22 protein-coding genes and 1 riboswitch are annotated in these 24,224 nt (G+C 66.7%); of the genes, 9 read left to right on the forward strand and 13 right to left on the reverse strand.

The annotated features are described in order from the left end of the window. The first annotated feature begins 5 nt into the window (after positions 1 to 5). From QX039_RS05085 to QX039_RS05095, 3 genes are all read left to right on the forward strand, one after another. Positions 6 to 1,202, forward strand: a complete 1,197-nt coding sequence (locus tag QX039_RS05085; protein ID WP_315771671.1) for a CoA transferase — start codon at positions 6 to 8, stop codon at positions 1,200 to 1,202. Between the two features lie 86 nt (positions 1,203 to 1,288). Next, positions 1,289 to 2,275, forward strand: coding sequence for a tripartite tricarboxylate transporter substrate binding protein (locus QX039_RS05090; RefSeq protein WP_315771673.1), 987 nt, complete (start codon positions 1,289 to 1,291; stop codon positions 2,273 to 2,275). Positions 2,276 to 2,306: 31 nt separating this feature from the next. Further along, positions 2,307 to 3,530 carry an ABC transporter substrate-binding protein gene (locus QX039_RS05095; protein WP_315771675.1) on the forward strand — a complete coding sequence of 408 codons (1,224 nt, stop codon included), beginning with the start codon at positions 2,307 to 2,309 and terminating at the stop codon, positions 3,528 to 3,530. Positions 3,531 to 3,578: 48 nt separating this feature from the next. Here QX039_RS05095 and QX039_RS05100 read toward each other — a convergent pair whose 3' ends face one another. Continuing rightward, positions 3,579 to 5,288, reverse strand: a complete 1,710-nt coding sequence (locus QX039_RS05100) for a sulfatase-like hydrolase/transferase (protein WP_315771676.1) — start codon at positions 5,286 to 5,288, stop codon at positions 3,579 to 3,581. Positions 5,289 to 5,479: 191 nt separating this feature from the next. Continuing rightward, a complete protein-coding gene (locus QX039_RS05105) occupies positions 5,480 to 6,412 on the reverse strand; it encodes a DUF2380 domain-containing protein (RefSeq protein ID WP_315736901.1) in 933 nt (310 codons plus the stop codon). 189 nt (positions 6,413 to 6,601) lie between these two features. On the opposite strand from QX039_RS05105, the gene QX039_RS05110 reads away from it, so the two are divergent. After that, on the forward strand, positions 6,602 to 8,005 hold the full coding sequence (locus tag QX039_RS05110; RefSeq protein WP_315737076.1) for a sensor histidine kinase: 1,404 nt from the start codon (positions 6,602 to 6,604) through the stop codon (positions 8,003 to 8,005). Next, the gene (locus QX039_RS05115; protein ID WP_315736899.1) at positions 8,002 to 8,643 is read left to right on the forward strand and encodes a response regulator transcription factor; all 642 of its coding nucleotides are present in this window, start codon (positions 8,002 to 8,004) and stop codon (positions 8,641 to 8,643) included. The genes QX039_RS05110 and QX039_RS05115 overlap by 4 nt, the downstream gene beginning before the upstream one ends. A 31-nt stretch (positions 8,644 to 8,674) precedes the next feature. Here the strand turns inward: QX039_RS05115 and QX039_RS05120 are convergent, their stop codons facing one another. Both QX039_RS05120 and QX039_RS05125 read right to left on the reverse strand, forming a co-directional pair. Beyond that, positions 8,675 to 8,983 (reverse strand): hypothetical protein, encoded by a 309-nt coding sequence (locus QX039_RS05120; protein ID WP_315736898.1) that lies wholly within the window; start codon positions 8,981 to 8,983, stop codon positions 8,675 to 8,677. Continuing rightward, the gene (locus tag QX039_RS05125; protein ID WP_315736897.1) at positions 8,983 to 9,840 is read right to left on the reverse strand and encodes an SDR family oxidoreductase; all 858 of its coding nucleotides are present in this window, start codon (positions 9,838 to 9,840) and stop codon (positions 8,983 to 8,985) included. The genes QX039_RS05120 and QX039_RS05125 overlap by 1 nt, the downstream gene beginning before the upstream one ends. A gap of 545 nt (positions 9,841 to 10,385) precedes the next feature. On the opposite strand from QX039_RS05125, the gene QX039_RS05130 reads away from it, so the two are divergent. From QX039_RS05130 to QX039_RS05140, 3 genes are all read left to right on the forward strand, one after another. Further along, positions 10,386 to 11,498 carry a DUF2336 domain-containing protein gene (locus tag QX039_RS05130; protein ID WP_315736896.1) on the forward strand — a complete coding sequence of 371 codons (1,113 nt, stop codon included), beginning with the start codon at positions 10,386 to 10,388 and terminating at the stop codon, positions 11,496 to 11,498. 284 nt (positions 11,499 to 11,782) lie between these two features. After that, positions 11,783 to 12,001: riboswitch (cobalamin riboswitch) on the forward strand. Between the two features lie 95 nt (positions 12,002 to 12,096). Beyond that, positions 12,097 to 14,178: a TonB-dependent receptor domain-containing protein gene (locus QX039_RS05135; RefSeq protein ID WP_409998854.1), complete on the forward strand. Its 2,082-nt coding sequence runs from the start codon at positions 12,097 to 12,099 to the stop codon at positions 14,176 to 14,178. A gap of 70 nt (positions 14,179 to 14,248) precedes the next feature. Beyond that, positions 14,249 to 14,827: a hypothetical protein gene (locus QX039_RS05140; RefSeq protein WP_315771678.1), complete on the forward strand. Its 579-nt coding sequence runs from the start codon at positions 14,249 to 14,251 to the stop codon at positions 14,825 to 14,827. Positions 14,828 to 14,909: 82 nt separating this feature from the next. Here the strand turns inward: QX039_RS05140 and ilvC are convergent, their stop codons facing one another. The 9 genes from ilvC to miaA all read right to left on the reverse strand — a co-directional run bounded on the left by ilvC (position 14,910) and on the right by miaA (position 23,288). Continuing rightward, entirely contained in the window at positions 14,910 to 15,929 is a 1,020-nt protein-coding gene (gene ilvC / locus QX039_RS05145) for a ketol-acid reductoisomerase (RefSeq protein ID WP_315736892.1), read from the reverse strand. A 150-nt stretch (positions 15,930 to 16,079) separates the two neighbouring features. Next, the gene (locus QX039_RS05150) at positions 16,080 to 16,685 is read right to left on the reverse strand and encodes a LysE family translocator (protein WP_315771680.1); all 606 of its coding nucleotides are present in this window, start codon (positions 16,683 to 16,685) and stop codon (positions 16,080 to 16,082) included. Positions 16,686 to 16,914: 229 nt separating this feature from the next. After that, positions 16,915 to 17,604 carry a class I SAM-dependent methyltransferase gene (locus QX039_RS05155; protein ID WP_315771682.1) on the reverse strand — a complete coding sequence of 230 codons (690 nt, stop codon included), beginning with the start codon at positions 17,602 to 17,604 and terminating at the stop codon, positions 16,915 to 16,917. Between the two features lie 3 nt (positions 17,605 to 17,607). Beyond that, positions 17,608 to 18,150: an acetolactate synthase small subunit gene (gene ilvN, locus QX039_RS05160; RefSeq protein WP_315736889.1), complete on the reverse strand. Its 543-nt coding sequence runs from the start codon at positions 18,148 to 18,150 to the stop codon at positions 17,608 to 17,610. 136 nt (positions 18,151 to 18,286) lie between these two features. Then, positions 18,287 to 19,270 carry a threonine dehydratase gene (locus QX039_RS05165; RefSeq protein ID WP_315771684.1) on the reverse strand — a complete coding sequence of 328 codons (984 nt, stop codon included), beginning with the start codon at positions 19,268 to 19,270 and terminating at the stop codon, positions 18,287 to 18,289. Positions 19,271 to 19,494: 224 nt separating this feature from the next. Beyond that, positions 19,495 to 21,264: an acetolactate synthase 3 large subunit gene (locus tag QX039_RS05170; protein WP_315771686.1), complete on the reverse strand. Its 1,770-nt coding sequence runs from the start codon at positions 21,262 to 21,264 to the stop codon at positions 19,495 to 19,497. A 387-nt stretch (positions 21,265 to 21,651) separates the two neighbouring features. Continuing rightward, the gene (locus QX039_RS05175; RefSeq protein WP_315771689.1) at positions 21,652 to 22,077 is read right to left on the reverse strand and encodes a PIN domain-containing protein; all 426 of its coding nucleotides are present in this window, start codon (positions 22,075 to 22,077) and stop codon (positions 21,652 to 21,654) included. Then, entirely contained in the window at positions 22,074 to 22,331 is a 258-nt protein-coding gene (locus QX039_RS05180; RefSeq protein WP_315771691.1) for a FitA-like ribbon-helix-helix domain-containing protein, read from the reverse strand. The genes QX039_RS05175 and QX039_RS05180 overlap by 4 nt, the downstream gene beginning before the upstream one ends. A 30-nt stretch (positions 22,332 to 22,361) precedes the next feature. Continuing rightward, positions 22,362 to 23,288 carry a tRNA (adenosine(37)-N6)-dimethylallyltransferase MiaA gene (gene miaA, locus QX039_RS05185; RefSeq protein WP_315771693.1) on the reverse strand — a complete coding sequence of 309 codons (927 nt, stop codon included), beginning with the start codon at positions 23,286 to 23,288 and terminating at the stop codon, positions 22,362 to 22,364. 3 nt (positions 23,289 to 23,291) lie between these two features. On the opposite strand from miaA, the gene serB reads away from it, so the two are divergent. Then, positions 23,292 to 24,182, forward strand: a complete 891-nt coding sequence (gene serB, locus QX039_RS05190) for a phosphoserine phosphatase SerB (RefSeq protein ID WP_315771694.1) — start codon at positions 23,292 to 23,294, stop codon at positions 24,180 to 24,182. Positions 24,183 to 24,224 lie beyond the last annotated feature (42 nt).

Genomic DNA, 24,224 nt, shown 5'->3' on the forward strand with positions numbered 1-24,224 from the left:
ACGACATGGCCGGGCCACTCCAGGGTTTGCGCGTTCTGGACATCGCGACGATCATCGCTGCACCGTTCGCGGCGACGCTGCTCGCCGACTACGGCGCCGAGGTTCTGAAGATCGAGATGCCGGGCCATGGCGACGCTGTCCGCACCTTTCCGCCGTTCAAGGACGGCAAGCCGCTGTGGTGGAAGACCGCCAACCGCAACAAGAGCCTCGCGACGCTCGACCTGCGCACGCCGGAGGGGCTCGCGCTGTTCAAGCGGCTGCTGCCGCGCTTCGACGTCCTGATCGAGAACTTCCGCCCGGGCACGCTCGACCGCTGGGGGCTGACGAAAGAGGTGCTGTGGTCGATCCAGCCGCGCCTCGTCATCCTGCGCGCCACCGCGTTCGGCCAGGACGGGCCGTACCGCGACCGTCCGGGCTTTGCCCGCATCTTCGAGGCGATGGGCGGGCTCACCTACATCACCGGCGAGGCCGAGGGCGAGCCGACCCATCCGGGCTATCCGATCGGCGATGCCATCGGCGGCGCGTTCGGCGCACTCGGCGTGCTGGCAGCGTTGTGGAAGCGGGCTGTTGATCCCGAGGCGCCGGGCGAGGAGATCGACCTGGCGCTGACGGAGGCCGTGTTCCGGCTGCTCGACGTGCTGCCGGTCGAGCACGATCAGCTCGGCTCCAGCCGCAGCCGGATCGGCAATGCCAACGGCTACTCGGCGCCGGCCGCGGTCTATCGCACCCGCGACGATCGCTGGGTGACGCTCGCCGGCTCGACCAACGCGCTCTACGCCGCCAATTGTCGCGCGATCGATCGTCCCGACCTGATCGAGGATCCGCGCTTCGCGAACAATGCCTCGCGGGTGAAGCATGCGGCCGAACTCAACGCGATCTTCGCCGCCTGGTGCGCCGCGCATGACCTGGATGATGTCGTCGCCCGCTTCACCGAGGCCAAGGGAACGATCGCGCCGATCTACGCGATCGACCAGATCGCGACTGATCCGCAGGCGATCGCGCGCGAGATGATCACGCGCGTGCCCGACCGCGATTTCGGCTCGGTGGCGATGTCGAACGTCGTGCCGCGCTTTGGCAACGATCCCGCCACGCTGCGCCATGCCGCCGGCGACGTCGGCCAGGACAACCGCGAGATCTACCAGGGCTGGCTCGGACTATCAGACCAGGAGATGGACGATCTCGCCCGCAGGAAGGTGATCTGACGCGGCGCGAGCAAAGACGACAAGGCGCGGCGAAGAACGCGCCGGAGCAGCCCGGACAAGGGATGCAGCAGACAGGGAGACGCGCGATGAGACAACCGACGATGACGCGCCGCGGCCTGCTCGGTGCAGCGGCCGCGCTGGCGCTGGGCTACGGCCATCGTGCACGAGCCGAGGGCGATTGGCCGACCCGCATGGTGCGGCTGATCTGTCCCTATGGCGCCGGCGGCGCCAGCGACATCTCGCTGCGCCTTCTGGCGGCGGAGTTCGAACATCACCTCGGCCAGCAGTTCATCGTCGAGAACAAGCCGGGCGCCGGCAGCCGCATCGCCAACGACCTCGTCGCCCGCGCCGCACCCGACGGCTACACCCTGCTCTACGCCGCCGCGCCCTACGTCACCGCCGAAGCGCTGTTCGGCAAGCTGACCTACGATCCGGTGAAGGACCTGCGCCCCGTGGCCGGCACCGTCGTTGCGCCGATCTTCCTGATGATCAGCGCCAACGCGCCGTTCAAGACGCTGGCCGAGCTGATCGCCTACGGCAGGTCCAAGCCCGAGGGCCTGACCTTCGCCTCGCCGGGTGCCGGCTCGCAGCCGCATCTCGCGGCCGAGCTGCTGTTCCGCGACGCCAAGGTGACCGGCCTCAACATTCCCTTCCGCGGCGACTCGATGGCCTACACCGAGCTGCTCGCCGGCCGCGTCGATGCAACGCTGACCGCGATCAGCACCGCGCTGCCCTACATCCAGGCCGGCCAGTTCCGCGTGCTCGGCGTCGCCGCCACCGAGCCCAGCGCGATCTATCCGCAGGCGCCGCCCCTGCGCGAGCAGGGCCTGCCGAACGTGGTCGCGTCGGGCTGGTACGGCTTCATGGCGCCGGGCGCGACGCCGCAGCCCATCGTCGACCGGCTGTCGCGCGAAATCCTCGCCGATCTCGCCGCACCCGAGGTGAAGCAGAAGCTGCTCGCCCAGGGGCTCGATCCGCAGCCGCGCGACGCTGCAGCATTCGGCCAGTTCATCGCCGACGAAACCAAGAAATGGAGCGCGGTCATCCGCGACGCCGCCATCAAGGCCGAGTGAGTTTCACAAAGATATTCAGGGAGTGGATGTGATGAGGATTGGGACCACCGCGCTGGCCGCGCTTGCTCTGCTGTCGCTCGCGGCAACCGCGCCGGCGTTGGCCGCCGAGAAGAAGTACGATACCGGCGCCAGCGACAGCGAGATCAAGGTCGGGCAGACCGTGCCGCTGAGCGGCCCGGCGTCGGCCTATGCCACCATCGGCAAGGCGCAGGCCGCCTATATGAAGATGATCAACGACCAGGGCGGCGTGAACGGGCGCAAGATCAACCTGATCCAGTATGACGACGCCTATTCACCGCCGAAGACGGTCGAGCAGGTGCGCAAGCTGGTCGAGAGCGACGAGGTGCTGCTGACGTTCCAGATCATCGGCACCGCGCCGAATGTCGCCGTGCAGAAATATCTCAACACGAAGAAGGTGCCGCAGCTGTTCGCGGCCACCGGCGCCTCGCGCTTCACCGATCCCAAGCATTTTCCTTGGACGATGGGATTCAATCCGAGCTACGTCGTCGAAGGCCGCATCTACGGCCAATACATCCTCAAGACCTATCCCGACGCCAAGATCGGCGTGCTCTACCAGAACGACGATCTCGGCCGCGACTATCTCGCCGGCCTGAAGGCCGGGCTGGGCGACAAGGCCGCCAAGATGATCGTCGCCGAATCGTCGTACGAGATCACCGAGCCGACGATCGATTCTCACATCCTGAAGCTGAAGGACGCCGGCGCCGATCTGCTGTTCAGTGCCTCGACGCCGAAGCAGGCGGCGCAGGCCATCAAGAAGGTCGCCGAGCTCGGCTGGAAGCCGGTCCACATCGTCGACATCAATGCCAATTCGCTGGGCGCCACCCTGAAGCCCGCCGGGCTCGAGAATGCCAAGGGTCTGATCAGCGTCGGCTACGTCAAGGATCCGCTCGAAGAAGGCTTCAAGAACGACCCCGGCGTACAGCGCTATCTCGCCTTCATGGAGAAGTACTATCCCGACGGCGACAAGGGCTCGAACTTCAACGTCTATGGCTACATCACCGCCGAGCTCCTGGTCCAGGTGCTGAAGCAGTGCGGCGACGAGCTGACGCGAGAGAACGTGCTGAAGCAGGCCACTAACCTCAACCGTGTCGAGCTCGGCATGCTGCTGCCCGGCATCAGCATCACGACCTCGCCGACGGACTATCGCGTCAACAAGCAGTTGCAGATGATCCAGTTCGACGGCGCCCACTGGCAGAACATCGGCGGCATCGTCACCGACACGGCGGCGGAGTAGCAGCGGGCGTTGCAAACACGTTGCCCGGCCGACCTTGGCGTCGGCCGGTCACAGCCCCCGGATCAGCTCGGCGTCGATCAGCATGCGGTTGAAGCGGCGCGCCTCGGCGCCGTCGCCGCAGGCGTAGAACACACCCTTGCAGCGGAGCATGATCTCCTTCTGCTCGGCAAAGGACGGATCGAGCGGAATGCCGGCCGCCTCCAAGGTGACCAGCGGCAGATAGGCGGCGTCGATCCGGTCCATCACGACCGCGCTCTGGCGCGGCTCGAAATTGACGGCATCGACGGCGTAATAGGTCTGATAATAGCGCGGATCATAGCTCTCGAGCTTCTCGCCGATGCCGGCCTCGTCGAGCTTGGGATCGAGAATGTGCGGCGAGAACTCCGGCTGGTGATCGCCATAGCGCACGATCAGGAACGGCTGGTCGCCGAAGCGCTTCTTCAGGCTGGCGAGGAAGCGCTGATAGTCCGTCGCGCTCATCGCCTGGCGGCGCAGATACTCATCGATCGAAGGCAGATTGCCGGGCGCGCGCCAGGATGGCGTCAGGTCGGGCCGGAACGTCGTCTCCCACGGGAAATGGTTGGCAGCGAGATAGACGAACATGAACAGCGGCTTTCCGCGCGGCCGGTGCTGCATCAGATCGAGCGCGGCATCGTAGAAGAAGCCGTCGGGCTCGACGCCCTTGGCGCCGAGATCGCGCGCGTCGAGGAAACGATCGACGCCGACCGTGGTCTGGAAGCTGCGCGCGCTCATGAAGGCACCCTGCGCGGGATAGAGCGACACCGTGTCGTAGCCGCAATTGCGCAGCGCCAGCGGCAGGCCGCGCTCGACCCGGCCGGACGCGATCCGGGTCACGAAATAGGCGAAGCGGCCGAACGAGCGCGACGACAGGCCGGCCAGCACGTTGTACTCGGTGAACCAGCTCGGCCCGCCATTGCTCTCGGCCATGAACTGCCGCGCCTTGCCGTCGAACGACTTGAAATGGCTGCCATAGCCATCCGGCACCTTGATGCCTGGCGCCGAGCGGATGTCGAAGCTCGATTCGTCGTGGATCAGCACGATGTTCGGCCGGCGCGCGGCCGGATGACAGGAATCCGGGACGAAGGCAGCCAGACTTCGATCAGCCGTGGCGTCGGATTCCATGAAGCCGTTGGCGAGGAAGTCCGACACCGCCGTGACGCCGGAGCGGGCGAATTTCGACAGATAGCCGTCGTCATAATAGCCGCGCCAGGTCTCGTCGCGCCAGTTGAGCGAATACAGTGTCAGCGCGGCGAGACACGCGAGCTTGCCAGCCAGCGCCGGCAGCCGCGCCACGCGGAACGGATCGGCCCACCACAGCAATCCCATCAGCGGCAGCACCACCGCCGCCGCCACCAGCACCGACAGCTTCAGGTTCGGGAAGATCGTGAACAGGAACGCCGCGCTGTCGTGATCGATCAGCATCACGTCGACGAAGTTCGCGGTCATCTGGACCACGGCGTGCTTGAGCTGCGACAGCAGCACCAGCACCACGACCATGGTCAGCGCCAACGCGCCGGACACCGCAGGCCGCCGCAGCAGCACCAGCCAGAAGCAGTTCAGGATGCCCCAGGCCAGCACGAAGCCGAGCCGCGAGCCGAAATCGGTCTCGGTGTGCAGCATCAGGGCCAGCGCCGCGACATGCGGCGCGGCGACGGCGGACAGCCGGACGGCCGCGGAGCGTGTTGCGCTCGCCGCGGCGAGCGTGGTGATCGGTTGGTCGTTCGGGGTCAGTGACATCAGGCGGTCGAATGCAGGCGCCCTTCGCCGGCGCATGCCGACAGATCAAGGAAGCCTATCCTGTCATCCGACCGTAATGAAATCGTCACAAATCACAACAGCCCGGATTTGCACGGAGGGCGGCGTGTCGTCTCGCGCCACGACGAGAGGTGGCATCACTGCCGTCCTCGCGTACCGATCCTCGCCCTTTTTCAATTCTGGGTGCCGGTCTCGAGCAGCCGCTCGCGCACCAGACGCACCGCGCCGCGACTCCAGGAATAATTGGCGCCGAGGCGCAATCCGCTGTCACCGGCGGCGACGAGCGCGCCACTGTCGGCCTGGCGGACACGAAAGCCGATGATGTATTCGGTGCGGCCGATCCGCCGGACGATGCCGAGCAGCGATTGCTGGGCGCCGACGGCGCGGGCCGCCCGGGCCTCGCAATCGTCGCACTCACGCACCGGCTGCCCCGGCTTGATCTCGCCGGCCGCGTCCACCAGGCGATAGCGCCCGGACTGTGCCAGCAGCTGCCGCACCGCGTCGGTCGCCTCCTGCAGCCCCTTCTGGTCGGATTCGGTCTCGCCGAGCGCCGCGCCTGCGCTGGTGTCGTCGAGCTCGAACGGCAGCAGCGCCAGCCGGATCGGCTCCGGCGGCGCCAGTGCGTCACGGACCTGGCGCGAAACGAAGATCGCAGCGCGCTGCCAGGCCTCGTCGCTATCGCCGCGGAAGGTGAAGACCTTGTCGAAGACGACCCGATGGGAGGCGACGTCGATGGCCGCGGCGCGCGCCCACTGCACCAGCGTGGAGAGCTTCTGGACTCCGCCGGTGATCACGACGGTTGCGCCGGCCTCGGCCGCCATCTGCAGCCGGACCTCCGGGGACGCATCGGTGGGACAGGACGGCGCGCAGGACGGGCTGACCGGCCGCAGCCGCGCGTCGGCGGCGACGTCGCTGCGGAGCGCGGCGATGAATGCATCCAGCCGCCGCTGATGCGCTGCGGTCTGATCGACCGGCTCGCCGGACGTGTCGAGATAGCTGAAATCGTCGACCAGCACAGCCGGGACATCGCCGGAGGCGGCGCGGACCGGACCGGCCGCGAAAGCAAGCGCGAGAACGAGACAACGGACGACGCGACGGTTCGACATGGGATCCCCCTGCAGCGATGTCTGGCGATCCAAAGCTAGGCGCAGCGGCGCTATGGCCGCAGCGGCCGCGGTCCCGGCGCGGCACGGGAAATTTTCACGACGGTGACGGCGACCAGGCCGCAGCGCTTTTGGCCCAGGCGGTTCTGCCGTTAAATGCCGGCGGGCAGGGCTACCATGGACGTGCCGAAGATGTGGACCCGCTACGACCTCAAATACCGTCTGACCCTGCGCATCTCGGTGGTCTCGGCGCTCTGCTTTGGGGCGATCTGCGCCTATGTGCTGTTCGACACCGACCGCTCGGTGCATGCGCGCAATGAGCGGATCGCCGAGATCACGGCCAGGACGCTGCAATTGCAGCAAAGCAAGATGCATTGGGTCAACAGCCCGCCGGCCGGCTTTCCCGACCTCGATGCGGTCGCCGCCGCCGCGATGCGACCGGGCCTGTGCATCGCCTATCGCGGCGTCGACGGCGCGATCGTGCAGCGCATCTGCGGCGGCGCCGAGGCGCAGACGGACGATCCGCCCCGCGCCTTCGCGATGCTGTATCGGCGGCTGTTCGATCCAGGCCGGGAAGCGGCACGGCCGGTCAGCTTTCGCGGCGAAAGGACCGGCGATGCCGTCGTCTGGGCCGATGCCGGCGTCATGACCGCGGAGGCCTGGCGCGAGCTCAGCCGGCTGCTGCCCGTGCTCGGGACGGCGCTGGCGCTGCTGTGCATTCTGGCCTACGCCGCGCTGGCCCGCGCGCTGCGCCCGACCCGGCTGATCCGCGCCGGGCTGGAGCGGATCGCGGCCCATGATCTGTCGGCACGGCTGCCGCCGTTCGACCTTGCCGAGCTGTCGGCGATCCGCGATGCCTTCAACCAGCTCGCCGAGGGGCTGGAGACAGCGCTGGCCCAGCGCAGCGAATTGACCCGGCGCCTGATCGCCCTGGAGGACGACGAGCGCCGCCACCTCGCGCGCGAGCTGCATGATGAATTCGGCCAGTCGCTGGCGGCGATCCGGGCGCTCGCGGCGTCGATCCGTCACAGCGCGGCGCAGGATTGCCCCGCTTTGGTGGGCGAATGCGACGGCATCGCGCGCACCGCGAGCGACATGATGGACCAATTGCGCGGCGCGCTGATGCGGCTGCGTCCACCTGATGTCGACGAGCTCGGCCTCGCCGCCAGCCTCGAAGGCCTCGTCGCCGGGTGGAACAGGCGGCAGCACGGCCGCACCGTTTTCGAGATCAGCCTGTCGGGCGGCATCGACCGACTGCCCGGCATCATCGCCACCAACCTCTACCGCATCGCCCAGGAGGCGCTCACCAATGCCGTCAAGCACGCCGGAGCGACGCGCGTGCGGCTGCAGTTGACGCTTCAGGACGGGCCGGCGAGCGCGACCGTGCTCACCGTCGAAGACGACGGTCCCGCAGGTGAAGCTCCCGACAAGCCGGGCATGGGCCTGCTCGGCATGCGCGAGCGCGTCGCCTCCATGGGAGGCCAGATGAGCTTCGCGGCCGCCTCCGGCGGTGGCGCGCGACTCCGCGTCGAGATTCCGCTGCCGGCCCTGCCCGACCTCTCGCCTACCCAGCCGCAAGCGGCATGCGCGGCATGACGGCGCCCGCCGGCACCATCCTGCTGGTCGACGACCATGCCGTGGTCCGCGAGGGCTACAGGTCGATGCTGCAGAAGCAGCCGGGACTGCGCGTGGTCGCCGAAGCCGCCGATGGCGCCGAAGCCTACCGGCTGTTCAAGGAGGTCAGGCCCGATCTCGTCATCATGGACCTGACCATGCCGGGCGTCGGCGGCATCGAGGGTATCCGCCGCATCCGGCAATGGGATCGTAGCGCGCGCATCCTCGTCTTCACGATGCATGAGAATGCGGGCTTCGCGGTGCAGGCGATCCGCGCCGGCGCCCGCGGCTATGTCACCAAGAGCAGCCCGCCGGAGACCCTCGTGCGCGCCGTCATGGACGTGCTCGCCGGCCGCATCGCGATCAGCCCCGACATCGATCACGAGCTCGCGCTCAGCCGGCTCTCCGGCGAGCGGGCGGCCGCCGACGTCCTGTCCGCGCGCGAGTTCGAGGTGATGCAGATGCTGCTGGCCGAACGGACCACCGACGAGATCGCGTCAGCGCTGCATCTCAGCCCGAAGACGGTTGCCAACCTGCACTCGCTGATCAAGGACAAGCTCGGCGTCGCCAGCGACATCGAGCTGGTACGGCTGGCGCTGCGGCAGGGCCTGCTGACCTGAGCCCGCAGGGCTCACGTCAGCGCAGGGAATGTCAGGAGTCGTCGGTGTCGATCTGCGGCGTCGCGGCGGCTTCCGACGCTGGCTCCGTGACGGGATCATCGATCAGGTGAAGCTCGCGCCCGAGCCGGCGCTGCACGCTCATCACGGCGCGGTCGACGTCGCTGATCAGGCTATCGCCGAGAACGACGTGCGGGATCTCCCAGTTGCGGCCACTGCGCACGTCGAGCGCATGAACGGCCGGCACGCGTGCCGTCTCGCACCCCGGCTGCGCGCGAATCTCCTCCTCGACCAGGCGGGTCAGCTCCGCCTGGGTCTTGCCGATGGTCGTCATCGCCGGCATCAGGCCCTGATCACCGGCGTCAGACCGAGCCGCTTGGCAATGATGCGATCGACGGTCCGCTTCGGAAGCACCCGCACGATCCATTGCCTGATAGCATCGGGCGCGATCTCGTAGCGCACCCTGGGCGCCGGCAGGGTCAAGGCGTCGGCCACCCGCGCGGCGATGGTCTCGGCCGGCAGCCCGGTCTTGCCGAGATGCAGCATGAAGCCACGAATCTTCTGCAGCGCCGGGAAGAACGGCGAGGCCTGATACGGCGACAGGTCGACCTCCTCGGCCTTGGCCCAGATCGGCGTCTTCACCGCCCCCGGCGCGATGACGATGACGTCGATGCCGAACAGCATCAGCTCGCGGCGCAGGCTCTCGGATAGCCCCTCGACCGCATGCTTCGAGGTCGAATACGGCGCCATCAGCGGGTTGCCGTTGCGGCCCGCGACCGAGCTGATCATCACGATCCGGCCGCGCTCTCCCTTCATGGCCGGATCGGCGCCGAGCAGCGGCGCGAACGCCTGGGTCGCAATGACCGGACCGATGACGTTCACTTCCATCTGATGGCGAAACTGCTCGATCGGCAGCTCCGTCACCGGCCCCGCGACGGCGATGCCGGCATTGTTGACCAGACCGGCGAGCGTCTCGCCCTTGAGCGCCGCTCGCACCTCGCCGGCGGCCGCCTTCACCGCCGCTTCGTCGGTCACATCGAACAGCAGCGGCGTGAAGTTGGCGCCGAGCTCGCTGCGCAGACGGTCTGCATCAGCCTGCTTGCGAACGCTGCCGAACACGTGGAAGCCACGCGCGAGCAAGAGCTTCGAACAGGCGAAGCCGATGCCGGTGGACGCGCCGGTGATGACGACGGATTTCATGGCGACCTCAACGATTTGCGCGGCGATTATCGCACGGGATGCAGCGCGATGCTGGCGCTGATTTTTCGCGCGAGATCATCCCTCTTCCGAGCCCGCCCTGGAACACCGGGAGACCGCACGCAGCGCACGGCGCATCAGCAAAATGGCCGCGGCAAGAATGGGGTTTAAGTTTCAATGCTTGGGAGGATGACAGCTGACGTGAGATCGAGGGCAGCGAGCAAACTGGATGAAGGAAGGTCCGTGACATTATGAGATCATTAACCTTTCCGTTTCGCTGGCCTGTCGTCGCCGCGTCCGCGGGGAGGTGTTCGGGCCTCATTCCATCGCCTGTCCGGCGAATCTCCGGAAGACCGCGCTCCAGCTCGTCGTCCCCCTCTACGCGTATCGCCTTAATTTTCCGTATCCGTGTTTCTCCGGGGTACTACGTCCTCCGACCCTAACGCGTTGTTATCGCCCGTGCCGAAAACTGCTCCGGCCGAGAGCCTTGCAGCGGGATCACAAGCGCGTCGCTGTCGCTCCGGCCATCCGGACAAACGAGCGCGATCGTGTCACAGCCAGAACAGCTCCCGCCTTCAGAACACTCCATCATCACCGAGCTCGAAGAGGCCGTCCGCAGCGGCCCCTCGGCGAAGCGCGTCAACACGCTGCGCCAGGTCACCAATCTGTTCCTGCATGACGGCGAACGCCTCACCGAGGACCAGATCAAGGTGTTCGACAATGTGCTGTGCATGCTGGTCTCGCGAGTAGAGACCCGCGCGCGGGCCGAGCTCTCCAAGCATCTCGCGCCGGTCGACTACGCGCCCGTCGAATTGATCCAGCAGCTCGCCCGTGACGACGAAATCTCGGTGGCCGAGAGCGTGCTGATGCACTCGAGCCGGCTGACCGAGCATACGCTGGTCGAGGTCGCGGCGACCAAGGGCCAGGATCACCTGATGGCGATCTCCAGCCGTCCGCATCTGACCGAGGCGGTGACCGACATCATCGTCGACCGCGGCGAGCGCCGGGTCATCCGCAAGCTCGCCAACAACCAGACCGCGCGCTTCTCCGATACCGGCTATTCCGGGATGATGGCGCATGCCGAGGACGACGACGAATTGTCCGAGATCATCGGGCTGCGCATCGATCTGCCTACCAAGCACCTGCGCGACCTCCTGCGCCGCGCCACCGAAGCCGTGCGCGCCAAGCTGATGGCCTCGGCGCCGCCGGCGTTGCAACAGGAGATCAAGAAGATCCTCAAGGCGATCGCCGACGTTGCGCGCAGCGACGGCGGCCTGGTCGGCCGCGACTTCACGCTCGCCGAAGAGGCCGTCAAGCGCATGAAGGGGCTGAACGAGCTCAACGATGCCGCCATCGCCTTCTTCGCCGAGACCCGCCGGTTCGGCGAGGTTTCCGCCGCACTCGGCCTGCTCAACAACGTCCCGACCGAGATGATGGCCAAGGTGCTCGAGGGCCCGCGCACCGACATCGTGCTGATCCCCTGCCGTGCCGCCGGGCTGGCCTGGTCGGTGGTGGCGAAAATCCTGACCCACCGGCCGATCAAGCACGCCATCGACAGCGACACGCTCAAGCTCGCGGAACGCGACTACGGCCGCCTGTCGCTCGACACCGCCCAGCGCACGCTGCGATTCTGGATGGTGCACAACAAGGTCGAGAAGTGAGCGGGTGCTCACAAGACGCAATCCTCATCAGCAACGACTCGCGAGCCTCCTCATACTCCGCTGTCGTCCCTGCGAACGCAGGGACCCATACAGCGTGATGTGAATTGGCGGAAAAATGTCTGGATCGTCGTCCTTCGCCACACGACCGCCGGCGGCTATGGGTCCCTGCGAACGCGGGGACGACAGCTATGGTTGTCGCAGGCGGCCGGGCATCATCAAGCCGACCGGCCAGCGTTATCGCCAGGAGATCACCGGGCGCCGGATTGACTTTGGTGCGCCCGCACTCCTACGGTGATCGTGACGGTGCCCCTCGACCGGGGCTCAAAAGGGAATGCGGTGCCGGATGCGTCTCGCAAGAGACGTGATCGAAGGCCGCAGCTGCCCCCGCAACTGTAAGCGGCGAATCTCGCGTCATAGGCCACTGGGAAATCTCGGTCCCGGGAAGGCGACGTGGAGGTGATGACCCGCGAGCCAGGAGACCTGCCGTCAGCCGTGGTCACACGCGAGGATGCCGGTCGGGGCGTTATTGGCATCGTTTTCAGGCAGGTCTGCAAAGGCCTGCGTGAGACCTCGTTCGCGGTGACGTGCCACTGACGTCATGCCGAGGTCACTCGTGTCTCCCGTTCCCCATGCCAGGCGGCATCGCGCCGTTCTGTCGTCGTTCTGCGTCCTCGTGTCGTTTGCGCTGCTCGGTGCTTTCCCGACAGCCGCGCAGCAATCCGCCTCCCCCAACCTTTTGCCGCCGGTCGAGGTTGACGCGCCGCGCCAGCCGGCTGCCGCAGGGCCGGCGGTGTCCGGCGGTTCTCCAACCCGCAACGCCGCGCGACGGCAGACGCCGGCTGCAAAGCCGGCAGTGCCGGCCAGCGCCCCCGTCGCCGTCAGCCCGACCGGCGTTGTGACGCCGGTCGCCAACGTCGCGAATGCGATCACCGTGGTGACCGACAAGGATATCGCCGCGCAGCAGGCCCGCACCGTGCCGGACATCCTGAGCACGGTCCCCGGATTGAACATCGTGCAGGCCGGCGGCCCGGGCGGCCAGACCAACGTCTTCATGCGCGGCACCAATGCCAACCACACCAAGCTCATCATCGACGGCATCGACGCAGGCGACGTCACCAACGGCAACGGCGCGTTCGATTTCGCGCATCTGCTCGCCGCCGACATCCAACAGCTCGAGGTGCTGCGCGGGCCGCAGAGCGGGCTGTACGGCTCCGATGCCATCGGCGGCGTCATCTCGGTGATCACGCGCAAGGGCGACGGACCGGCGCGGGCGACCGCCTCGGTCGAGAGCGGCTCGTTCAAGACCTTCAACCAGAGCGCGGGGCTGAGCGGCTCTCAGGACAATGTCAACTACGCAGTCAACGTCGCGCGTCTGCACGCCGGTGACGTTCCGGTGACCCCGTGGCAATTGCTGCCTGCGGGGCAGAAGGCCATCGGCAACGCCTACGACAACGTCACCGCCTCGTCCAAGCTCGGCGTCGATCTCAACGAGGCCTGGACGCTCAATTCGGTGGTCCGCTACACTGACGCCACCCTGCTGTTCACCGGCGACAGCGGCTTTCCCAGCTTTCCCGACGCCGCCCAGAGCAACCACACCGTCCATCAACTGGCGACGCGCGAGGAAGCCGTATGGTCGCTGCTCGGCGGCCGCATCAGGAACTACTTCGGCGTCAACTATGTGAACAACTGGTCGTCCGATCTGACGGCCGGCAATCCCGTTGCCGCGGTCGCGACCGGCGAGCGCATCAAATATGACTGGCACGCGGTGACCGAGCTCGCCCCGCGCAACAACCTGATCGTCGGCCTGGAGCAGCAGACCGAACGGCTGAAGACCACCGACCTTTCGGCCGAGAACGGCAACAAGGCCGGCTTCGTCGAGCTGCAGACCGAGTTCGCGAAGCGCTGGTTCGTCGTGGCGAGCCTGCGCAACGACATCAACGACCAGTTCGGCGGCCATGGCACCTACCGGATCGCGCCGGCGGTGATCCTGCCGGTCACCGAGACCAAGCTGAAGGCGAGCTACGGCACCGGCTTCAAGGCACCGACCTTGAGCCAGTTGCACCAGGATTTTCCGGCGTTCAACTTCTTCGCCAATCCCAACCTCCGGCCGGAGCAGAGCACCGGCTACGATGCCGGCTTCGAACAGCCGCTGTTCGACGATCGCGTCCGCTTCGGCACGACCTACTTCCACAACAGCATCACCAACCTGATCAATTTCAACGCGACCTTCACCTCCTACGCCAATGTCGGCCTCGCCACCACCGAAGGCACCGAGAGCTTCGTGACGGCGCGGCTCACCGATCGGATATCGCTGCGCGCGGACTACACCTTCACCCGCGCCGTCGACGCGGCCACCGGCCAGCAATTGCTGCGCCGGCCGAAGGAAAAATGGAGCGCCACCGCCACCTGGCTGCCGATCGATGCGCTGAGCCTGTCGGCCACCTTGCTGCGGGTCGGCGACTGGCTCGATGTCAGCCGCGACGGCATGACCACCGGCCTCGTCGCACCCGGCTATGCGCTCGTGAACCTGCGCGGCGACTACGCGCTGTCCGACCAGGTCAAGGTGTTTGGCCGGATCGATAACCTGTTCAACCGTCACACCCAGAACCCGACCGGCTTCCTGGCACCCGGCTTCGGCGTGTTCGGCGGCATCCGGCTCGCGAGCTTCGGCGTGCAGTGATGCAGACCTCCCGAAGCGGCTGACAGCCGCCTCAAAACTGGACTACAATTGCAACAACAGGAGATGTTCCATGACTCTCGACGTCCTCGCCCCCTCTGGTTCCGAGGCTCGCCTCGCGCCCGTCCCGCCGCGGCATGCAGCCGCGTTTTGTTTCGCGCTGCTGACGACCGCCTGTGCGCTGGCGAGCTTCGTGTTCGCCTGCGCGACGCCGTTTGCGGCCTTCGCCGTGATTGCGGCCGCCATGCTTCCGCTGCGCACGGCGCTGCCGGTGATGATCGGCGCCTGGCTGGTCAACCAGGGCATCGGCTTCGGCGCCCTGCACTATCCGGTCGATGCCAACACGCTGGCCTGGGGCGCGATGATCGGCGCCGCCGCGCTCAGCGCCACTGCCACGGCCCGGGGCGTGCTGCAGGCTCTGCGCGCAAGCCCGGCTCCGCTCGCCTTTGCCGCCGCCCTGCTGGGCGCCTACACGGCGTATGAGCTGGTGCTGCTGGCCGCCACGCCCGCACTCGGCGGTGCCGCGAGCTTCACGCTCCCGATCGTCGCCCGCCTCGGCCTGACCAGCGCCGCCTGGCTCGTCGGCCTGGTCGCTGTCAGCGAGATCGTCCGCCTGCTCGCGCCGCTGGCCTCACGCCGCGCGACGTCCTGAAACAGCCTAAGGACTCACCTACCAAACAAAAACGGCGGGCCTCGGCCCGCCGTTCTCAATTCTCAGCAAGTCCTGCGCGAACTCAGTTCTTCGACTTGTCGACCAGCGCGCCCTTCTTGATCCAGGGCATCATGTCGCGCAGCCGGGCGCCGACCTCCTCGATCGGATGCTGGGCGAGCTTGGCGCGGGTCGCCTTGAACGAGGTCTGGTTGACCTTGTTCTCGAGCATCCAGTCGCGTGCGAAGCGGCCGGACTGGATATCGCCGAGCACCTTCTTCATCTCCGCCTTGGTCTCGGCCGTGACGATGCGCGGGCCGGTGACGTATTCGCCATATTCGGCGGTGTTGGAGATCGAGTAGTTCATGTTGGCGATGCCGCCTTCATAGATCAGGTCGACGATCAGCTTCACCTCGTGGAGGCACTCGAAATAGGCCATCTCCGGCGCGTAGCCGGCCTCGGTCAGGGTCTCGTAGCCGGCCTTGATCAGCTCGACCAGGCCGCCGCACAGCACCGCCTGCTCGCCGAACAGGTCGGTCTCGCACTCTTCCTTGAAGGTGGTCTCGATGATGCCGGCGCGGCCGCCGCCGATCGCCGAGGCGTAGGACAGGCCGAGGTCATGGGCGTTGCCCGAGGAATCCTTGGCGATCGCAATCAGGCACGGCACGCCGCCGCCGCGCTGGTATTCGGAGCGGACGGTGTGGCCGGGGCCCTTCGGGGCGATCATCAGCACGTCGAGATCGGGGCGCGGGTCGAGCAGGTTGAAATGCACGTTGAGGCCGTGGGCGAACACGAGCGCGGCGCCCTGCTTCATGTTGTCGTGCAGGTGCTCGCGATAGATGTCGCCCTGCAGCTCGTCCGGGGTCAGCATCATCACCAGGTCGGCCCATTTGGCGGCCTCGGCGACTTCCATCACCTTGAAGCCGGCGCCCTCGGCCTTCTTGGCCGAAGCCGAGCCCTTGCGCAGCGCGATCGCGACGTCCTTGACGCCGGAATCCTTCAGGTTGAGCGCGTGGGCGTGGCCCTGGCTGCCGTAGCCGACGATGACGACCTTCTTGCCCTTGATCAGGTTCAGATCGGCGTCGCGATCGTAGTAGACACGCATTGTCGTTTCCTCTTTGAGATGGCCGGAATTGGCTGAAAAGTCAGACGCTTGGGTGAGGCACGGGCGGCTGCGCCCGGACGAAATCCGGCCCGTGTCTAGAGCATTTTGGGCGTGGTTGGAAACCCCGATCTCGCATGGCGGCCGCCTCCCTCATGCGTCCATGAAGACGGGATAGAGCGAGGCGAGCAGCAGCACGGCCATCAGGATGTTGAAGCCGCGCACCGCGCGTTCGGAACTCAGCAGCGGCCGCAGCGCCGTCCCGAACAGGGTCCAGGTGATGGTCGAGCCGATCGCCATCGCGAAGCTGATCCCGACCTGCAGCGCGACATTGGCAGGGAAGCTGGCGATCGCGGCATAGGCGGTGATGGTGCTGATCACCATCACCCAGCCCTTGGCGTTGACCCACTGGAACAGCGCCGCGCCCCAGAACGACATCGGGCCGCGCGGCGTCGTGTCGTCATCCGGCTTGGCCGATCCGGAGAACGCGATCACCACGGCGAGATAGATCAGGTAGGCGGCGCCAAGATATTTCAGCACCTCCTGCAGCACCGGATAGGAGATGAACACCGTGGCGAGGCCGAAGCCGACGGCCCCGACCATGAAGGCGAAGCCGAAGCTGACGCCCATCATGTGCGGCACCGTGCGGCGGAAGCCGTAGGTCACGCCCGACGACAGCAGCATGATGTTGTTCGGCCCAGGCGTGAACGCCATCACGAACGCGAAGGTGACGAAGGCGATGAGGAGCTGCTGGGACATTCTAATGAGTTCTCTCCGCACAACGACTCTTCACCCTCCCCTGGAGGGGGAGGGTCGATCGCGCATGCAATGCGCGATCGGGGTGGGGTGGGCCGCAGACACGGCTCCGGCGTGGAGGCATCACCCCACCCCGGCTCACATCGCAGCTTCGCGCGATGTGAGCCGACCCTCCCCCTCCAGGGGAGGGTGGCAGCGTGGCCACCTCACCGTCGTGCACAAGCATCAGCGCCTAGCCCTGCCCCGTCGGCTTCTGCAGCACATACGTCGCGTGCATCGGCGCGTGGTAGTCGGCGGAGACGGTCACGAATCCGACCTCGGCGAGCATGCGCTCCATCACCCAGGCGAAGGTCGAGTTCTCGTCACGCATGTGGGTGATGACGCTGTCGCGAGCGAGGTCGTGGTTCTTGATGTTGAAGTCCGCCCACTGCTCGACCGAGCGCTCGGCGCCGTCGGGCATGCTGACATAGACGATGTCGCGCAGGAAGAATTGCGCGCCGGGCTTCAGCGCCGCGAAGATGCGCGCCAGCGCCACCGCCTTCCAGAAGTCCGGCAGATGGTGCAGCGTGAACTCGCTGGCGATCAGGTCGTAGGTCGTAGCCTCATAGGCGAACGACAGCAGCCCCGCCGAATGCATCCGCACCGCGGTACGGCGGTCGCGGCTGTAGATCCGGGTCAGCGCCAGCATCGCCGGCGAGATGTCGATGGCGTCGACCACCGCGCCCAGCAGCGCCGCCTCTGTCGCCAGCACGCCGTTGCCGCAGCCGATGTCGGCCACCCGCCAGCCCGGCTTGACGCCGAGCATCTTCAGAGCGGCGCGCGCGCGCTCGTCGGCATCATCGCCCGAGCCATAGATCGAGGCCACGGCATGGTCGAGCCCGATCCGGTTGCGTTCGTTGTAGTACCAGTCGCGCGCCAGCATGGCTCACATCCCTTCCGATCCCCGCCCGATCGCCGCAATGCCGGTCCTGGCGACTTCCACCAGGCCGAGCGGACGCATCAGATCGATGAATTGCGTGATCTTGTCGGTATTGCCTGTGATCTCGAACACGAAGCTTTCCGTGGTGGCGTCGATCACCCGGGCGCGGAACGCATCCGCCAGCCGCAGCGCCTCGACGCGCGGCTCGCCGGTGCCGCGCACCTTGACCATTGCGAGCTCGCGCTCGATCGCGCGCTTGGTCAGCGTCATGTCGACGACGCGGTAGACCGGGATCATGCGGTCGAGCTGGTGCTTGATCTGCTGGATCACCATCGGCGTGCCGGTCGTCACGATGGTGATGCGCGACAGATGCTTCTGGCTCTCGGTCTCGGAGACGGTGAGGCTCTCGATGTTGTAGCCGCGGCCCGAGAACAGGCCGATGACGCGCGCGAGCACGCCCGGCTCGTTCTGGACCAGCACCGCAAGCGTGTGCGTCTCGTTCGGATCGTGACGCTCTTCCATGAAATAGGCCGATGCTGGCTGGTTCATTGGTGTCCCCGTGCTAGTTCAACCGTCATGGCCGGGCTTGTCCCGGCCATCCACGTCGAGCGTCGAGCGCGCGGTTCGTGGATGCCCGGGTCAAGCCCGGGTATGACGGCGGTGTTTGTGGCGAGTTGCGAGTTCCTCATGCGGCCCCCGCTTCGGCATGCGTGGCCGCGGGCAGCACCCAGCGCCTGAACAGGTCGAGATCGATGTTGCCGCCCGTGAGCACCAGGCCGACGCGCTTGCCGGCGAGCCTGCCCTTTTCCTGCAACGCACCTGCGAGCGGTGCCGCGCCGGCGCCTTCGGCGAGATTGTGGGTGTCGGTCCAGAGAATGCGCACGGCCTCGGCGATCTCGGCGTCGCTGACCTGCACGATGCGCGAGGCGCCTTTAAGAATGATCGCCAGCGCATCGGCATCGGGACTGCGGGTGGCAAGGCCGTCGGCGTGCGTATCGGCGCTGTTGGTCGTCACGACGGTGCGGGCCGCAAACGACAGCGCGTAGGACGGCGCCTCGGTCGATTGCACGCCGACGATCTCGGTCTTCAGGCCCAAGAGATCACGCGCCAGGATGCAGCCGCAGATGCCTGAGCCCTGCCCGATCGAGACGTAGAGCACGTCGAGATCGGGCGCGCTGCGGAACAGCTCCAGCGCGTAGGTGGCGACGCCGCGCACGAGATCGGGATGGAACGACGGCACCATGTGCAGGCCGTCGCGCGCGGCGTGGCGGCCAGCCTCCTCGCGCGCCTCCTGGAAGTCGCTGCCGTGCTCGATCAGCTCGGCGCCGAACGCCGCCATGGCGCGGTTCTTCTCGACCGAATTGCCACGCGGCACGTAGATCGTCACCGGCAGGCCGTTGCGACGGCCGGCAAACGCGACGCTCTGGCCATGATTGCCGCGCGTCGCGGTGATCAGGCCGCGGACGTCCGGCCGCGTGCGCTTGAGGTTGTCGACATAGACCAGCCCGCCGCGCACCTTGAAGGCGCCCGCCGGCGTATGGTTCTCGTGCTTGACGACGACATGCGTCCCCAGCCGCTGCGCCAGCAGCGGCCACGCATGCGCCGGCGTCGCCGGCACCGCGGCCGCGACGATGGCGTGGGCGGCTTCGAGCTCGGCTAGTGTGAACACGGCCACCTCCTCATAACGACTGTCATGCCCGTGAAAGTGGGCATCCAGTACCCACCAGCAGTCGTGAGAGCCACGGCTGCCGCGGCGTACTGGATCGCCCGGTCCCGTCTTCGCCAAGGCTTCGACGAGGCCGCGCGTTCAGGGCGCGCCGAAGCTTTAGCGAAGGCGGCAAGCCGGGCGATGACAGCGGAGTGTTGGGTTGGCATCGCCCTCACGATCAGTCCTCACACCAGCGCCTTGCCGCCGGCGAACGCCGCGGCCGGATCGGACGCTTCCGCGGGCAGGATCATCTCGTTGTGCGCCTTGCCGGACGGAATCATCGGGAAGCAGTTCTCCAGCGCCGCGACGCGGCAGTCGAACAGCACCGGCTTCTTGACCGAGATCATCTCCTTGATCGCGCCGTCGAGATCGCCGGGCTTGCTCACCTGCAGGCCGACGCCGCCATAGGCCTCGGCAAGCTTGACGAAGTCCGGCAGCGCCTCCGAGTAGGAATGCGACAGCCGGTTGCCGTGCAGGAGCTGCTGCCACTGCCGCACCATGCCCATGTACTGGTTGTTGAGGATGAAGATCTTGACCGGCAGCTCGTACTGCACGGCCGTCGACATCTCCTGCATCGTCATCTGCACCGAGGCGTCGCCGCCGATGTCGATGACGAGGCTGTCGGGATGCGCCACCTGCACGCCGATCGCGGCCGGCAGGCCGTAGCCCATGGTGCCGAGACCGCCCGAGGTCATCCAGCGGTGCGGCTCCTCGAAGCCGTAGAACTGCGCCGCCCACATCTGATGCTGGCCGACCTCGGTGGTGATGTAGGTGTCGTGCCCGCGCGTCAGCTCGAACAGCCGCTGGATCGCATATTGCGGCATGATCACGTCGCGGTTCGGCTTGTAGGCGAGCGAGTTGCGCGCGCGCCAGGTGGCGATCTGCTGCCACCACGCCTTGATGTCGGGCTTCTTCGCCTCGGCCCTGAACACCTGCAGGATGTCGGCGAGCACGTCGCCGCAATCGCCGATGATCGGCACGTCGACGCGGATGTTCTTGTTGATCGAGGACGGATCGATGTCGATGTGGATCTTCTTCGAGTTCGGCGAGAACGCGTCGGTGCGGCCGGTGATGCGGTCGTCGAAGCGCGCGCCGACGCACAGCATGACGTCGCAATCATGCATCGTCATGTTGGCCTCGTAGGTGCCGTGCATGCCGAGCATGCCGAGCCAGTTGGTGCCCGACGCCGGATAGGCGCCCAGCCCCATCAGGGTCGAGGTGATCGGGAAGCCCGTCACCTCGACCAGTTCGCGCAACAGCTTCGAGGCCTCGGTCCCCGCATTGATGACGCCGCCACCGGAATAGATCACCGGCCGCTTGGCGCCGGCCAGCAGCGCCACGGCCTTGCGGATCTGCGTCGCATCGCCCTTGACGCGCGGGGCGTAGGAGATGTGCACGTCGGACTTGCGCGGCGGATGATAGGTTCCGGTCGCGAACTGCACGTCCTTCGGCACGTCGACGACGACCGGACCCGGACGGCCGGTGGTCGCGACGTAAAATGCCTCGTGCAGCACCTTGGCGAGATCGTTGACGTTGCGGACCAGCCAATTGTGCTTGGTGCAGGGCCGGGTGATGCCGACCGTGTCGCACTCCTGGAACGCGTCGTTGCCGATCAGATGCGTCGGCACCTGGCCGGTGATGCAGACCAGGGGAATCGAATCCATCAGCGCATCCGCCAGCGGGGTCACCATGTTCGTGGCGCCTGGGCCGGAGGTCACCAGCACCACGCCGGGCTTGCCGGTCGAGCGGGCATAGCCCTCGGCAGCATGGCCGGCGCCCTGCTCGTGGCGGACCAGGATGTGCTCGACCTCGCTCTGCTGGAAGATCTCGTCATAGATCGGAAGCACCGCGCCGCCGGGATAGCCGAAGAGGTGCTGCACGCCGTGGTCGATGAGCGCGCGCACGATCATCGCGGCGCCGGTCATCTGGTTCGGATCGTGGCTCTTGTCGGTCATGGCAGGCTCCGGATCGCTTCTGTCAGCGGCTTGTCGTCTTGGTCGGTCGGTTTTGGTCACTTGGGTCAGGGTCGTTTCGGTCGGATCGCTGGCTTCCAGGCAATAAAAAAGGGCCCTGGAAGGCCCTGCGCACCGCTCGGAATTTGGATGGCCGCTAGCCATCCCCGGCGGTGCGCCTGGGTACGACCACAATAAGGAGGGCGGTAATAATGTTGCGCATGGTGCCGATCGAACTTCCCAAAGGTTGCGCGAACATAGCCGCGGATGCCCCGATGTCAAGGCAAAGCGAGCTCATGAGCGCGATTTTATCAGGTTAACGCGGAATTTGCCGTTCGGCGAGCGGTAATTTGGCCACCCCGATCGTTCCGCAGGAGTGCCCGCGACGGGTCACTCCCAAGGATCGATCAGCGTAAGTCCCAGCCCGGCGAAATCTCCGACGTTACGTGTTGCGAGATCGAGACCATAGGCCGACGCGATACCGGCGATCTGCAGGTCGGCAAGCTTGTTCGGGATCTGATGCAACGGCAGCCCTCGCGACCGCGCTTGTGCAAGCAGCAGTGCTGCCGATTGAGCGGCGGCAGCGTCGAACGCGTAGACCCGGCTTCCGAAGCGGCGGATCGTCCTGCTGACAGCCTTTTGAAGACTGTCTTTCCGCCGGCCGTCATTGAGCAACGCCAGCCCGGCCGCCAATTCGACAATCGTAATGCTCGAAATTGCGGTATTCGCAAAGTTTGCATCAAGCCAACCGATCACTTGCATGGCCGGCGCTAGTTTCTGCACCTCCGAGATAACGTTGGTATCAAGCAGGATCATTCGAACTCGACAGGCCGAATGGGTGCGGACCGAAGCAATTCAAGCTCCGCATCGAGGTCGACGCCCGGTCTCGTAATGTTAAAGAGCCAAGTGCCAAACGGCTCTGCATCATCAGGCGACGATGCTTCCTCACGCGCGAGCTTTTCGAGCGTCTCCCTCAGGTCGGCTTCCAAGCTCTTGCCACGCCGTTCGGCGCGAAGCCGCAACAGCTCCTTGGTCGCATCGTCCACTTTGCGGATCAGGATGTCAGCCATCTATGCCTCCGCCATTACGATATCACGATATCAAAGCTCGCTCAACGCTGCCACCCACGCCCGCGCCTGCTCCGGCGTCATCCACCCGAACTCCGGCAGCTGATGCCGGAACCAGGTGAACTGTCGCTTGGCATAATGGCGGGTGTCGGCCTTGCCGATGACGGCCGCCTCCTCCCGCGTGATCTCCCCGCGGAGATAACGGATCAGCGCCGGCACGCCGTGCGCCTTCATGGCCGGGAGCAGCGGATCGAGCCCGCGGGCCGCCAGCTGTTCAACCTCTTCCAGCGCGCCGCGATCCAGCATCAGATCGAACCTCGCGTCGATCCGCGCATAGAGCGTCTCGCGCTCCGGCGCGATGAACAGCGCCCGATAGCTGCCCGCCGGCAGCAGCGGCGGGGTGGTCTCGGCATGCCACTCGGCCAATGGCCGACCGGTGGCTTCGATCACCTCCAGCGCGCGGGCGACGCGGGTGCGGTCGCGCACGTTCAGCCGCGCGCCCGCCGCCGGATCGCGCCGCGCCAGCTCGGCATGCAGCGCCTCGACCCCGTCGCGGTCGAGCCGCAGGCGCACCGCGTCTCGGACGTCGTCAGGGACGGGAGGGACCGCCGCCAATCCCCGTGTCAGCGCTTTGAAGTACAGCCCGGTGCCGCCGATGAAAATCGGGAGCCGCCCGGCCGCGTGCACCTCGGCAAGAACGACCGCGGCATCCCGGACATAGTGGCCGGCCGAGTAGTTCACGGATGCATCGACGTGGCCGTAGAGCCGGTGCGGCACATCAGCCTCGTCGTCAGGTGTTGGCCGCGCCGTCAGGATTCTCAGGTCACGGTAAACCTGCATGGAATCGGTGTTGATGACGACCCCGCCCGCTTTTTGCGCAAGTTCCATCGCCAGCGCCGACTTGCCGCTGGCGGTCGGCCCTGCGATAAGCACGGCTTTGTTGATCCCTGGCAAAGTCACCTGATGTCTCTCGTCGCCACCTTCATCTGCAATCCCGCCGATCCCGCGCTTGATACCACGATCGTGGAGGCCTTCCTGGCCGTGCTGCCCTCGCCGGGCACGCCGCGCTGGCTGTTCGACGAGGTCGCGATCGACATCCCCTTCGCCCACGACGGCGAGGTCCACAAGCTCGAGGCGCGCCTGCGCGACCTGCGCGGCGACATGCCGATCGACATCGTCGTGCAGCCCGAAGCCGTCCGGCGCAAGAAGCTTTTTCTCGCCGACATGGATAGCACCATGATCGGCCAGGAATGCATCGACGAGCTCGCCGACTTCGCCGGGCTGAAGCCGCGTGTCGCCGCCATTACCGAGCGCGCCATGCGCGGCGAGATCGCGTTCGAGCCGGCGTTGCGCGAACGCGTCGCATTGCTGAAGGACCTGCCGGTGAGCGTCGTCGACGAGGTCCTGACCAGACGCATCAAGCTGACGCCGGGCGGCCGTCATCTGGTGATGACCATGCGCGCACACGGCGCCTATACCTGCCTGATCTCCGGCGGCTTCACGCTGTTCACCAGCGCCATCGCGGCCAAGATCGGCTTCCAGGAGAACCGCGCCAATGAGCTCGTCATCGATGGCGGCAAGCTCACCGGCGAGGTGCGCGAGCCGATCATCGGCCGCGACGCCAAGCTCGCCACCCTGATCGAGCTGCGCGAGTCGTTCGATCTCGACGAGATCGACACCCTGGCGGTCGGCGACGGCGCCAACGACCTCGGCATGATCGAGGCGGCCGGCCTCGGCGTCGCCTATCACGCCAAGCCCGCGGTCTCGGCCGCCGCCTCGGCCCGCATCGACCACGGCGACCTCACCGCCCTGCTCTATGCGCAAGGCTACACGCGCGATCAGTTCGTCGACTGACGAGGCCGCCGCCGTGGCGCGGATGTCAAACGACGCGTGCAA

Origin of the sequence: Bradyrhizobium sp. SZCCHNR1043, from assembly GCF_032489675.1 — a bacterium.
Taxonomy (GTDB): Bacteria; Pseudomonadota; Alphaproteobacteria; order Rhizobiales; family Xanthobacteraceae; genus Bradyrhizobium.

Excerpts from the sequence above, each read along its gene's own strand:
- QX039_RS05125 (WP_315736897.1), bottom strand. The coding sequence starts at position 9,840 with ATGAAATCCGTCGTCATCACCGGCGCGTCCACCGGCATCGGCTTCGCC.
- ilvC (WP_315736892.1), bottom strand. The coding sequence starts at position 15,929 with ATGCGTGTCTACTACGATCGCGACGCCGATCTGAACCTGATCAAGGGC.
- QX039_RS05135 (WP_409998854.1), top strand. The coding sequence starts at position 12,097 with ATGCCGAGGTCACTCGTGTCTCCCGTTCCCCATGCCAGGCGGCATCGC.
- QX039_RS05180 (WP_315771691.1), bottom strand. The coding sequence starts at position 22,331 with ATGGCTGACATCCTGATCCGCAAAGTGGACGATGCGACCAAGGAGCTG.
- QX039_RS05085 (WP_315771671.1), top strand. The coding sequence starts at position 6 with ATGGCCGGGCCACTCCAGGGTTTGCGCGTTCTGGACATCGCGACGATC.
- QX039_RS05090 (WP_315771673.1), top strand. The coding sequence starts at position 1,289 with ATGAGACAACCGACGATGACGCGCCGCGGCCTGCTCGGTGCAGCGGCC.
- QX039_RS05120 (WP_315736898.1), bottom strand. The coding sequence starts at position 8,983 with ATGCCGGCGATGACGACCATCGGCAAGACCCAGGCGGAGCTGACCCGC.
- QX039_RS05110 (WP_315737076.1), top strand. The coding sequence starts at position 6,602 with ATGTGGACCCGCTACGACCTCAAATACCGTCTGACCCTGCGCATCTCG.
- serB (WP_315771694.1), top strand. The coding sequence starts at position 23,292 with ATGTCTCTCGTCGCCACCTTCATCTGCAATCCCGCCGATCCCGCGCTT.
- QX039_RS05155 (WP_315771682.1), bottom strand. The coding sequence starts at position 17,604 with ATGCTGGCGCGCGACTGGTACTACAACGAACGCAACCGGATCGGGCTC.
- QX039_RS05150 (WP_315771680.1), bottom strand. The coding sequence starts at position 16,685 with ATGTCCCAGCAGCTCCTCATCGCCTTCGTCACCTTCGCGTTCGTGATG.
- QX039_RS05170 (WP_315771686.1), bottom strand. The coding sequence starts at position 21,264 with ATGACCGACAAGAGCCACGATCCGAACCAGATGACCGGCGCCGCGATG.
- QX039_RS05140 (WP_315771678.1), top strand. The coding sequence starts at position 14,249 with ATGACTCTCGACGTCCTCGCCCCCTCTGGTTCCGAGGCTCGCCTCGCG.
- QX039_RS05175 (WP_315771689.1), bottom strand. The coding sequence starts at position 22,077 with ATGATCCTGCTTGATACCAACGTTATCTCGGAGGTGCAGAAACTAGCG.
- QX039_RS05115 (WP_315736899.1), top strand. The coding sequence starts at position 8,002 with ATGACGGCGCCCGCCGGCACCATCCTGCTGGTCGACGACCATGCCGTG.
- QX039_RS05100 (WP_315771676.1), bottom strand. The coding sequence starts at position 5,288 with ATGTCACTGACCCCGAACGACCAACCGATCACCACGCTCGCCGCGGCG.
- QX039_RS05095 (WP_315771675.1), top strand. The coding sequence starts at position 2,307 with ATGAGGATTGGGACCACCGCGCTGGCCGCGCTTGCTCTGCTGTCGCTC.
- ilvN (WP_315736889.1), bottom strand. The coding sequence starts at position 18,150 with ATGAACCAGCCAGCATCGGCCTATTTCATGGAAGAGCGTCACGATCCG.
- QX039_RS05105 (WP_315736901.1), bottom strand. The coding sequence starts at position 6,412 with ATGTCGAACCGTCGCGTCGTCCGTTGTCTCGTTCTCGCGCTTGCTTTC.